The 12042-nt window shown below is 44.5% G+C and carries 13 protein-coding genes; 5 read left to right on the forward strand and 8 right to left on the reverse strand.

The annotated features are described in order from the left end of the window. Positions 1-497: 497 nt before the first annotated feature. Positions 498-710: a DUF2188 domain-containing protein gene (locus tag BLS23_RS13915; protein ID WP_089653273.1), complete on the reverse strand. Its 213-nt coding sequence runs from the start codon at positions 708-710 to the stop codon at positions 498-500. A 63-nt stretch (positions 711-773) separates the two neighbouring features. After that, positions 774-1241: a DUF2188 domain-containing protein gene (locus BLS23_RS13920; RefSeq protein WP_089653274.1), complete on the reverse strand. Its 468-nt coding sequence runs from the start codon at positions 1239-1241 to the stop codon at positions 774-776. A 216-nt stretch (positions 1242-1457) separates the two neighbouring features. Here BLS23_RS13920 and pxpB point away from each other — a divergent pair, with 216 nt between their 5' ends. The 5 genes from pxpB to BLS23_RS13950 all read left to right on the forward strand — a co-directional run bounded on the left by pxpB (position 1458) and on the right by BLS23_RS13950 (position 6254). After that, entirely contained in the window at positions 1458-2177 is a 720-nt protein-coding gene (gene pxpB, locus BLS23_RS13925) for a 5-oxoprolinase subunit PxpB (protein WP_089653276.1), read from the forward strand. Then, a complete protein-coding gene (locus tag BLS23_RS13930) occupies positions 2174-3175 on the forward strand; it encodes a 5-oxoprolinase subunit C family protein (RefSeq protein WP_089653278.1) in 1002 nt (333 codons plus the stop codon). The genes pxpB and BLS23_RS13930 overlap by 4 nt, the downstream gene beginning before the upstream one ends. Positions 3176-3187: 12 nt before the next feature. Continuing rightward, a complete protein-coding gene (locus tag BLS23_RS13935) occupies positions 3188-3961 on the forward strand; it encodes a LamB/YcsF family protein (protein ID WP_089653281.1) in 774 nt (257 codons plus the stop codon). Between the two features lie 51 nt (positions 3962-4012). Next, positions 4013-5203, forward strand: a complete 1191-nt coding sequence (locus tag BLS23_RS13940) for an NRAMP family divalent metal transporter (protein WP_089653283.1) — start codon at positions 4013-4015, stop codon at positions 5201-5203. Positions 5204-5591: 388 nt separating this feature from the next. Further along, the gene (locus BLS23_RS13950; RefSeq protein ID WP_089653289.1) at positions 5592-6254 is read left to right on the forward strand and encodes an O-methyltransferase; all 663 of its coding nucleotides are present in this window, start codon (positions 5592-5594) and stop codon (positions 6252-6254) included. A gap of 38 nt (positions 6255-6292) precedes the next feature. Here the strand turns inward: BLS23_RS13950 and BLS23_RS13955 are convergent, their stop codons facing one another. The 6 genes from BLS23_RS13955 to BLS23_RS13980 form a co-directional block, all read right to left on the reverse strand. Next, positions 6293-7108, reverse strand: a complete 816-nt coding sequence (locus BLS23_RS13955; protein WP_167356092.1) for a protein phosphatase 2C domain-containing protein — start codon at positions 7106-7108, stop codon at positions 6293-6295. Then, positions 7105-7662, reverse strand: a complete 558-nt coding sequence (locus tag BLS23_RS13960) for a GNAT family N-acetyltransferase (RefSeq protein ID WP_089653295.1) — start codon at positions 7660-7662, stop codon at positions 7105-7107. Before BLS23_RS13960 ends, BLS23_RS13955 begins: the two co-directional genes overlap by 4 nt. A 105-nt stretch (positions 7663-7767) precedes the next feature. Further along, entirely contained in the window at positions 7768-8742 is a 975-nt protein-coding gene (locus tag BLS23_RS13965; protein WP_089653298.1) for a quinone oxidoreductase family protein, read from the reverse strand. 11 nt (positions 8743-8753) lie between these two features. Further along, positions 8754-9539, reverse strand: a complete 786-nt coding sequence (locus BLS23_RS13970; protein WP_089653301.1) for an enoyl-CoA hydratase/isomerase family protein — start codon at positions 9537-9539, stop codon at positions 8754-8756. Between the two features lie 17 nt (positions 9540-9556). Then, a complete protein-coding gene (locus BLS23_RS13975) occupies positions 9557-11317 on the reverse strand; it encodes an acyl-CoA dehydrogenase family protein (RefSeq protein WP_089653304.1) in 1761 nt (586 codons plus the stop codon). Continuing rightward, the gene (locus BLS23_RS13980; RefSeq protein ID WP_089653306.1) at positions 11298-12041 is read right to left on the reverse strand and encodes a 2-phosphosulfolactate phosphatase; all 744 of its coding nucleotides are present in this window, start codon (positions 12039-12041) and stop codon (positions 11298-11300) included. Before BLS23_RS13980 ends, BLS23_RS13975 begins: the two co-directional genes overlap by 20 nt. Between the last annotated feature and the right edge of the window lies 1 nt (position 12042).

Here is a 12042-nt window from a genome sequence, read left to right on the forward strand (position 1 = left end):
CACATTCCGAGCATTAGGGCACAGACCCACCCGAGGAGCTTTTCCGGCATCCACACATGGTCAGGTCGAACGAAGGAATTTGCGCGCACAGACGCCGAGAGATATGGGAGGGTCCACCACCATGTTTAATGTGGAGATCCAAGGTGCGATTATAAAACCCATTTACTGGAACTTAACCTCTCCAGTCTGTTTAAGCGCCTATACGTATTCCATATTCATTAAAAAATGGGATATATTTGAATGAATGACCTATGTTTCAATATTCAAAGAAGAAGAATACCAGAGAAAAACCAAGGATTTTTGAGAACGGATCCGTTTACTGAGGGAGGCTCATCACTCGCCCACGGAAAGCGAACCTTTTCCCGAAGCCCCTAAATACCCAAAAAGTCTCGAAATCGAGTCTTACACAATCCTGCCATTTAGTTTAATAATACTTTACCTTTATAAAGATGAACATAAAAAAAGCACTCTGAAGTGAGTGCTTTTTTTATGTTTGATTAACTGCTGTAATTAAATTGATTTTGAATTTTACCTTCTTTTGTATGGATGACCGCTTGAGTCCCTTTGTTTTGAGCGATTTCTTTCGCGCGATCAATCGCATCCTGTTTGTTTTCGTACACTTTCGTCGGTTGTTCCGCACCTTCCGCTTTTACTGCCCAACCTTCTTCATGAGAAACTACATGTTCAGCTTGATTTCTACTTTCAGCCACTTTGAATTCCTCCTTGAATAATTATTATATAAGCTATATATCCTGTAACGATAAGTCGTAAACCTAAGATTCTCCATCCATTGACATTTTTTCCTGAATCCTTCCATCTTTTTTGTGAATGACTACTTGTGTGCCTTTGTTTTCAGCAATCTCTTTCGCTCGGTCAATCGCATCCTGCTTTTTGTCAAAAACATCGGATGGTTGTCTTGCATCTTCCGTCTTAACTGCCCAACCTTCTTCATGTGCGACTACATGCTGTCCTTTTTCCAGGAGTTCTGGACGACTCTCTCCCTGCCTTCCTTCTTCATCCCTTGTTTTCAGATTTTTATCGCTCATTTGCTTTACACGATTGATTTCTTTTTCATCTGCATTTTCATACCATTCTTTCGCCTGCTCTGTAGCAATAGGGATGGCCTGCCCCTCTTTATACCCTTCGTCAATCATGGCGTTCGCTATATCAATCGCTTTTTTCCTAATGGGTGTCTCCAAATTTTTAAAAGAACTTGGATAATCGTCTGTATCCCATGGCATCTTAATCGTCCTCCTCGTTGATTGTTTATCTTTACCATTCCCTTCAACAAAGCGTCATTAAACCAATCGGGGACCTTCGTCGAATTGAAACAAGAGGAAAAATAAGATACGATATTAACGTCGATAAGTTAGAAAAAATGACATACTTTGATATTTTATTACCAAAATTATGGATGCTTTGCATCACTATTTTAATCGGGCATAGGAGGTATTTTCTTGAATATAAGCATTCATCCTCTTGGAGATCAGGCTCTCCTTATTGATTTTGGAGAATCTATAAATGAGGAGACCAATCAACAAGTACGTCAAGCTGCCGCAAAACTAGATGAACAAAAGCCCAAATGGATGATTGAATACATCCCAGCTTTTTCTACTCTAACCATTCTTTATAACCCCTTCTACATAGCTAAACAAATACAAATAAGTCCAAAAGAGATCCTTCCCTATGAATGGGCTCGAACAGAAGTATTAACCTTGTTATCCCAATCTTCTTCCTATTATTCTGAGGAGAGAACAATAGAAATACCTGTGTGTTACGGAGGAGAATGGGGGCCGGACCTCTCTTTTGTCGCTTCACACAATAGCATGAGTGAAGAAGAAGTCATAGACACCCACATGAAGGGGAATTACCTTGTTTATATGATAGGATTTGCACCTGGTTTTCCTTATATTGGAGGAATGGATAAAAAAATCGCAGCCCCTCGCCGTGATGATCCAAGGCTCTCTATCCCTTCAGGTTCAGTTGGAATTGCAGGAGAGCAAACAGGAGTATATCCTATCGAAACTCCAGGAGGATGGCAGTTGATCGGCCGAACTCCACTCAAACTTTTTGAACCTGACAAAGATGAACCTTCTCTCCTTCAAGCAGGAGACCGCATTCGTTTTACACGTATTGATAAAGCGGAATATGACCAATTAAAGGAGGGCGGCCAATGATTTCGGTATTAAAATCAGGATTGATGACGACCATTCAAGATACAGGCCGGTATGGCTATCAAAAGGATGGAGTTATTGTCAGTGGCGCCATGGATCCACTGGCCCACCGGATCGCGAACCTCCTCCTCGGCAATTCTGCCGATGCCGCTACAATGGAAATCACGCTTATGGGGCCTGTCCTTGAATTTCAAGAAGATGCCTTCATTGCTATTTGCGGTGGTAACCTTACGCCCATGATTGACGGTGACAGTGTTTCCATGTGGAAACCTTTGTACATAAAAAAAGGAAGTGAGCTTCGTTTCGGCCAACCCAAGAAAGGGTTTAGAACTTACCTTTCCATAGCCGGAGGATTTCAGGTGCGGAAAGTCATGGGAAGCTCGTCTACATATCTGCGCGCAAACATGGGTGGTTTTGATGGACGGACATTAGAAAAAGGAGACCAGCTCCGTTTTGGTCATCTCGACTCTCAACCTCAACATTTGAAAGAACAACTCAAAACTGTGGACAAAGCTCTATCTTTTAAAGAAGCGTCCTGGTTCGTCGGTCCTGAGTTTACCAATTATACAAAAAACGATCAGCCGATCCGAGTCATGCCTGGCCGTGAGTTTGACTTATTCACAGAGCAGAGTAAAGAAGATTTTTTTAACGGGCCATTTCAAATCGATTCGAAATCAGACCGTATGGGCTACCGATTAAACGGCACGGCCTTAAATCTTGAAAATAAGAAAGATATCGTTTCAGAAGCCGTTACATTCGGCACCATTCAAGTGCCTCCAGATGGAAATCCGATCTTACTATTAGCGGACCACCAGACCACGGGTGGTTATCCAAAGATTGGACAAGTGGCTTCCATCGATTTGCCTAGAATCGCACAAATGCGCCCAGGGGAAAGTGTCAGTTTCTCCCCTATTACTCATGAAGAAGCTCAACGCCTGCTTTTAGAAAAAGAAAAAAACTTGAAACAGTTACAAAGAGGAATAGAAACAAAACTACGTTAAGGAGGAGATTCCATGCATATCGTCGATTTGAATTGTGATATGGGAGAAAGTTTCGGTCGCTATACCATTGGCCGCGACGAAGAAATTTTAAAATACGTAACATCCGCGAACATTGCATGCGGATATCACGCAGGAGATCCAACCACAATGAAAAAAACGGTGCAGAGAGCGTTGGAGCATAACGTTGGAATTGGAGCACACCCAGGCCTGCCAGATCTAGCCGGGTTCGGGAGACGACCAATGGATATTTCTGAAGAAGAAGCTTATGATATGGTTGTCTATCAAATCGGAGCTCTCAAAGGATTTGTGGATACGGAAGGTGGCCGATTACAACACGTCAAACCCCACGGTGCTCTGTTTAACATGGCTGCGAAAGATCAACCGTTGGCACGTGCCATTGCCAAAGCTGTTTACGATGTGGACCCAGAACTAGTTCTCTTTGGACTGGCCGGAAGTGAACTCGTGAAATCCGGACATGAACAAGGACTTAAGACTGCAAGCGAAGTATTCTCGGATCGTACCTATCAACAAGATGGATCACTTACTTCACGAAGAGAGCCAAACGCGCTCATCACCAATCACGAGCAAGCGGTTGAACAAGTGATTCGCATGATTAAAGAAAACAAAGTCCGTACCGTACAAGACACGGATATCGATATTGATGTGCACACGATTTGTATCCATGGTGATGGAGAAAGCGCCATCGATTTCGCCAATTATATTACAAAAGCCTTGAAAGAAGCAGGAATCACGCTCCAATCCATTGGTGAATTTATCACAAAATAAGCAAACAATAGAAAACATATATCACAATAAACATAGCAAAGGAGCTACTCCATGAAGGAACAATCGACAAGAAGTCTCCTGTTAGGGGCCGCTTTCCTGATGGCAACGTCCGCCATCGGTCCTGGCTTTCTAACACAAACGACTCACTTCACTCAACAACTTGCAGCAAGTTTCGGATTTGTCATATTAATCTCCATTATTATCGACATCGGGGCCCAACTGAACATATGGCGAATTATTGCCGTATCGGAAAAACCGGCTCAGGACATCGCCAATAACCTACTCCCAGGCCTTGGAGTATTTCTATCTGTACTCATTGTTGCCGGTGGATTAGCCTTTAATATTGGAAATATCGCAGGGGCTGGCCTTGGTACCAATGTACTTTTCGGAATCTCGCCTGAAATGGGGGCATTATTCAGCGGCGTTGTCGCCGTCGCCGTATTCCTCGTGCGTGAAGCTGGGAAAGTCATGGACCGATTCGCACAGATTGCAGGATTTGTCATGATTGCACTAACGATCTTTGTCATGTTCTCTGCCCAACCACCTGTCGGAGAAGCCGTAACGAAAACCTTCGTCCCTGATACTATTGATTTTCTGGCTATCATCACGCTCGTCGGTGGAACCGTTGGAGGATATATTACCTTCGCAGGCGGCCACCGTCTTCTAGATGCAGGGGTGAAAGGAAAAGAAGCACTCCCACAAGTCACAAAAAGTTCCGTGTCGGCAATTGGAATTGCTTCCGTCATGAGGATCTTCCTTTTCCTTGCTTCCTTAGGTGTTGTAGCTTCAGGTTTCACACTAAACCCTGAAAACCCACCCGCTTCTGTTTTCCAGGCAGCAGCAGGAAATGTCGGTTACAAAATCTTCGGTGTCATCATGTGGGCTGCTGCCGTAACTTCTGTAGTCGGAGCCGCTTACACCTCCGTTTCATTCATTCGTACATTCAATAAAACAATCAACAAGCATCACAAATGGTTCATTGTCGCGTTTATCGTTATTTCAACCACCGTTTTCGTTTCTGTCGGTGAGCCTGTCAAAGTATTGATCCTTGTTGGCTCGTTAAATGGTTTGATTCTGCCAATTGCACTAGGTGTTATGCTGGTTGCGGCATATAAACAAAAAATTGTCGGAGATTACAAACATCCGCTATGGTTGACCATCTTCGGAGTCCTGATCGTCATTGCCATGTCATACATGGGCGTCATGTCGCTCATCCAGGGCATTCCAAAACTATTCGGTTAACCTCCCCAAAGAGCTCAGTCCCACTGAGCTCTTTTTTCATACACAAAAGCTCCCGTTTGTAGAAGACTCAGTTTCGAAACTTTTGGTGAGTGGATGGGGGCTGCGGGGAATAGCTCGCTTTCCGCGGGAGCGCGGTGAGCCTCCTGTGGGAAGTGCGTGGTAGATGAGACCCCGCAGAGCGTTAGCTCGAGGAGGCTCATCACTCGCCCATGGAAAGCGAACCTTTTCCCGGAGCCCCTCAACTCCCACAAAAGTCTCGAAATCAAGTCATCCACAATCCTTACATATACTTTAATAAGGGGACTGGTTTTCCAAAGAACCTTTTTGCTCGTGTTTTTAATGGAGGAGGATTACACTGGAAGAAACCTATACATAAGGAGTGGTTTGGTTGAGTAATTTGGATACTTGGAAGCAAGTGGATCAATACTTTATCGATCAGTTAATTCCCGCAGACCCTGTCATGGAGAACGTGCTAAAAGCAAACGAAGAAGCAGAACTCCCATCCATCGACGTGTCTGCCACCCAGGGGAAGATGCTTCAACTTTTCGTGAAAATGAAAGCCGCGAAAAATGTATTGGAAATTGGCACACTCGGTGGATACAGCACCATCTGGATGGCGAAAGCCCTACCTGAAAATGGTCATGTCACTACTCTCGAATTTAATCCGAAGCATGCGGAAGTGGCCACCAGGAATATGGAAATGACAGGAGTAAGGGATAAGGTAGAAGTGATTGTCGGTCCCGCGCTTGATACACTGCCCACATTAGAAGGGCGTGAACCCTTTGATTTTATCTTTATCGATGCGGATAAGAATAATAATCCTCACTATATCAAAGAAGTTCTTAAGTTATCTAAACACGGAACGACAATTTTAGTAGATAATGTCGTCCGGGATGGAAGACTGCTCGACTCAGAAAGCAAGGATAAGAGTATTATGGGCATACGAGAGATGTTCGACTTATTAAATAACCACCCACAACTAGATTCCACAGCCTTTCAGACTGTGGGAAGCAAAGGGTATGACGGTTTTGTCCTTGCGGTCGTAACATGATACACCAGAAGTAAGTGTACCTTACATAAAAGGTACACTTACTTTAATTTGATCCACACCGCTGTCCTGTCATCGATATGGAGTGAATGTTTATTTAGGTGGTCCGTCAATTCATGAACATAGGTTTCCAACCCTACTTCTCGGATTCTATGATACGTCTCTTCGAGGGTAAGTTCCGGATGAAAGAAACCATCAGAAATAAGTAAGAGGCTTCGGATACCTTTTCTATCTATTACTCCCTGATCAAGATAGTCCATCACTTCAGGCATTCCATTAGCAACGGTATAGCCACCTTCCACATTCGCGAGCCGACGATTGTAGCGGAGCTTGTTTATTTGTATATCATAATAACTTTCGGGAGGTATTTCCTCCCCGCCCTCTCTTCTTTCGGCACGTTTTTGCTTCGCTCTTTCGCTAATTCCTTTTACAGAGTCCGTTGTGACGACTGTAAAATTTCCAGCCTCATCCTCTATGAGAAACATAGAGTCTCCAAGTTGGACATAATGAATGTGGTCATCCTTGATTTCAACAACAGACACACATGTGGACCAACGTTCTTCTCCGAGGTCTGTCTGGACAGCATGCCTTTCCATTTTTTCCTTCAGATGAAGGTTCGCTTCTGCTACCGCTTGCCTTAACCCTTCTCCACCCTTTAACCGCTCCATTTTCGTTTTGAAAATTTGTGCGGCAAGGTATGCTCCATTATGGCCTGCTTCATCCTCAAAACAGACGAGGGGGGTAGCCCCATCTAAAACGCCATAAATACCAGCTTGTTCGTTTAGTACCAGGGCATCTTCACATTCCTTTTTTACCGGGCTCTTTTTTTGGATATGCTCTACGGATGTGACGTTCAAGTGACGACCTCCTTTTTCACCCAATCCTCTTTTAACATCCCATAAACCACATGATCCGTATATTCGTCATAAAGCCGAGCTGCTTGACGGATGACACCTTCCTGCATGAAACCCAAACGCTCCGGCACTCCCCGGCTCTTTTTATTCTCAGATGCCGCTCGGATTTCAATGCGGTTCATCCCCAGTGTTTCAAACGCATAGTCGAACAGAACTCTACAAGAACGTGTAAGCAGTCCCTTCCCTTTGTAATCGGATCCCATCCAGTAGCCGATGCTTGTAACTCTGTTTTTCTCATCAATTTCATGAAAGTCAATGACGCCTGCGATGTTTCCCTTATAAAGAATACAAACGGTCAGACCGTTGTTTTCTGCATAGCGGCGTAAACTCATCTTTATGTAATTCCTTGTATCTTCGACCTCTTTCGTAAAATGGATCCATGGAAGCCATGTCCTTATGTGGTCCCTGGAACGATCTGATAATTCGAATAGCTCTTCCGCATCGCGGTGATCAATCATTTTCAGTGATAATTCTTCATCGATTCTGTGTTCAAACATTGGTCTTCTCCCCCTTTTTACCTGTGGTCACTTATATTCGACAGAATCCTCGTTTCTTCCTGCAAAAAAAGCACGACAGAACAAGTCTGCCGTACTTTTTATATTTTATGGCTTCAAGACCAGCTTTCCTTTTGTTTTTCTAGCTTGCATGACCTCATGTACATGGGCCGCTTCCTCTAAATCAAACACCCCGCCAACGGTCAACTGCAATTCTCCCGACTTAATCATTTTTAGTAAATGATTCAAGCTTTTCTCAAAAAGGACGGGTTTCTTCATAACCTGCGGTAAAAAGAATCCGATCACCGATAGATTGCGATTCATTAACCCAGAGGGATACATTTGAGCTGGCTCTCCACTGGCTACCCCATAAACAACGACTCTTCCGAATGCTCTCATGCATTTAACGGTCTCGTGAAAAATATCGCCTCCAGCCATTTCAAGTGCCACATCGACGCCTCTTCCCCCTGTCGCCTCCATTACTTCTTCACGCCAATTTGGACTCGTGTAATTGATCGCATGATCAGCCCCTAAATCACGGGCCAGCTCCAACTTTTCTTCCGAGCTTGCTGTCGCAATCACATTTCCTGCGCCGAAAAGTTTGGCTAGTTGGACGGCGAGAGAACCAACTCCCCCAGCCGCTGCATGGACAAGGACGGTTTCCCCTTTTTCCAGCCTCCCCATTGTTGTGAGTATATGATAAGCGGTTAACCCTTGTAACGGTAAAGCAACAGCCGTTTCATCTGTAACTTCGTTTGGAATGGGAATCAAGGTACTCTCTTTCGCCTTAACATATTCTGCATAACCTCCTGAGCCAATGAGAGTCACTACACGGTCTCCCTTAGAAACACGGCTCACCCCTTCACCAACTTCTTCCACAATCCCGGCTACTTCTGCTCCAGGGATAAAAGGAAGTGGTGTAGGTACTACATACGACCCTTCACGCCTTGCTGTGTCCGCATAGTTCACTCCTATGGCTTGAACCTTGAGAAGAACTTCCCCTTCGTCAAGTTCTGGACGCTCGACATCAACCTTTTCCAATACGGAAGGTCCTCCATATTCTTTGAACTGGATTGCTTTCATTGTTTTCCTCCTCATTTCCCAACGAAGTTAGGTTTTCTCTTTTCCTTGAATGCCTGCACGCCTTCTTTATGGTCCTCCGTTGAAATCATCATAGCCTGTGTCATTCTTTCTTGTTCAAGAATGGCAGCTAAGTCTGAACGGTCGGCCTGGTCCACAATCTTTTTCATCATCCCCATGGCTCGGCCCGGACCTTTGGAAAGAGCAAGGGCATAGTTCATCGCCTCTTCTTCTAAATCAGCCAGTGGAATGACACGATTGACAAGTCCCCATTCGGCTGCTGTTTCGACAGGAATTGGTTCTGCGCGGAACAGCAGTTCTTTCGTCCGGTAAGGGCCCAGCAACCTTGATAAAAAGTAATGGCCGCCACCGTCAGCAACAAGTCCGACTTGTGCAAAGCTAAGCACAAATTTGCTTTCTTCCCCTGCCAGAATCTGATCACAGGCAAGGGCGAGGTTGAACCCGGCCCCCGCTGCGTATCCATGCACCACGGCAACTACTGGCTTAGCTAAATCTTTAATTTTTAATATCAATTGATTTAGTTCCCCCACGTGGTCATACAATTGTTTTGCATCAGCCGTCCCCATGGATTTCACATCTCCACCCGCTGAAAAAGATCGTCCAGCGCCTGAAAGGACCACAACTTTCACATCATCATTACGTTCAGCTTCACCGAGGGCTTCCTGCAGCCCGATGATCATTTGATCCGAAAAAGCATTCAAAGCGTCCGGTCTGTTCAGCACACACGATAATACCGGACCTTTTATGTCGACAGTTAAGTGATCATTACCTAATTTCATTCTTGTCATCTCCTTTTTTATGATACATACTGACCTGCTGCAATCATTCGATCGGCAAGCTGACGGTTCCTTTCCATCGACCCTTCCCATTGATATTCACTCAATAGCACGGGGATATGACGTAACGTTTGAACACGTTCCTCCCCTTGTAACAGCGCGGACAAGAGCTGCGTGATTGAACGCTGTACGTTCAATGCTGAGTGTTCAATTAACGTATAGGTCTTCATTTCTTTCAATGGAAGGCTTGGGTCTTTCGCATGTTCCGCTTTTCTCGTCCTTAAGACCGCGGACTCGACACGATAAATTTCAATAGCAAGATCAGCAAGCTTCATTAATACTTCTTGTTCTTCCTGTATGGCTTTTCCATACATGCGATAAGCTGCTCCTGCACAAACAAGATACAAATCCTTCATAAGCGCGAGAACTTCCAGACATGGATCAGATCGTTTATACCCACCATTTTTCAATGAATATTCTGCTTTTTCCATAAGTGATGCCGCATCAAATTCTTCTTTCGCTGCTTTTTGGAAAAAGGCACCCGGAATCAATAGACGGTTGATTTCATTGGTTCCTTCAAAGATCCGGTTGATTCTTGAATCTCGATAAGCTTGTTCAATCGGATATTCCTTGATGAATCCCGCTCCTCCATGCAGCTGCAAGGCCTCATCTACCACTTCGTCCAGAGTTTCTGATCCGGTGACCTTACAAATCGCAGCTTCGAGCTTATGCTCATTCATCGCTTTAGCCGTGGCCTGTCGATCCTCTGAATCGTAGTGGCCATGAAGAGAAGCTTCTATATGTCCTGCTGTTCGATAAAGCAGAGATTCTGTACCATAGATTCTTGCAGCCATCATGGCGAGTTTTTCCTTCGTTGCCGGAAATTCTGCAATGCTTCTTTTAAACTGTTTCCGTTCTTTCACATGGGTAATGGCTAACTGAAAACTGTATTTCGCTGCTCCCATTGTGGCAAACCCTAAATTGAAACGCCCTAAATTCAGAACGTTAAGAGCGATCAGATGTCCTTTACCGACATCCCCAAGCAAGTTTTCAACCGGTACCTCACAATCTTCCATCACTACAGAACAAGTCGAAGAACCTTTAATTCCCATTTTCTGTTCTTCTGGTCCGATTGAAAGCCCAGGGAAATCCTTTTCAACAATAAAAGCGGAAAAGTGCTCTCCGTCTACTTTCGCATAGACGATAAACGTATCGGAAAAAGCTGCATTCGTGATATAAATCTTAGTCCCGTTCAATAGATAATGGGTACCTGCTTCATTAAGCGCAGCGGTCGTTTTTGCTGATAGGGCGTCTGACCCTGCTTCCGGTTCTGTAAGACAATACGCCCCTATGTACTCTCCTGATGCGAGTTTAGGCAAATACTTTTCTTTTTGCACCTTTGTACCAAAATAGGTGATCGGTAAAGTGGCAATACATGTGTGGTTCGAATGCGCAACACTATAGCCACTCGCATTCCCCAATGCTTCACCGACGATCCCTTTACTGATCTTATCTAAACCCAGTCCCCCGTAGTTTTCAGGAATACTATGACCGAGCAGTCCTAAATCTCCAGCATGACGCATTTTTTCCGCTACGAAATTGTAATCTCCGTTTTCTATTCGATCTCTATTCGGGTGAATTTCCCGGGTAATAAATTGTCGAGCCGTGGCAGCCATCATCTTATGCTCATCGGTCCGGTCTTCCGGTGTAAACACTGATTCCTCTGAAATCTCCGAAATCAAAAACTCCCCACCTCGAACGTTATGCTGAACTGGTTGCATTTTTACCCTCCTTGATTTGTCCGCTTTCACGGTCATACGTTAGTATAGATTCAAATAAACCTTCCTCAGCAACAAAATCAATTTCTTTAGGATCAAGCCCGGCATTAACCAGTAATCTTCCTATCCTACAGTTCATTAATAATTCCCTTGGAGCACCACTACCTCTATAAAAACCAAGAGCCGTAACAGCTGCATCGGAAAGCCCCCACTTGCCCTTCTTTTGCATGTGATAGACTAAACTACCGACACCATAAAAGTCTTCGACCGTAAATTTCCCGCTTGACCCTGCACAGACGAGCACGACATCTTCTTCTTTATGATGCTCTGCCATATGAACCGCCATCGCTGGATTGTTCAGGAGTGAAGAGGCATATAGAGAAGATGCTAGTCTTGATTGATGTAAGGCGACCGTTCCATTTGTTGTCGATAAAATCAGGTGTTTATTCTGGATGATCGACTTCAAATAGGTTCTTAGTGGTGGTTCGAACCCATCAATCCTTCTCCCTTTATCTTCTCCAGCCATTACGAAGGGATCTTTGAATTGTTCTGCTTTTTTCCGAGCTTCGTCCACGCTGAATACAGGAATGACACTGGCCGCACCATCTGCGATCGCTGCTGTAATGGTCGATGTGGCAAATAAGACATCAAAGACGACGACAACTTTCCCTTTCAGCTCTTCCGGCTGTATGTCTTCTTTCTTAAAGATGACTTGAACTTCCCCCATA

Source organism: Halobacillus aidingensis (assembly GCF_900104185.1).
Classification (GTDB): Bacteria; Bacillota; Bacilli; order Bacillales; family Halobacillaceae; genus Halobacillus; species Halobacillus aidingensis.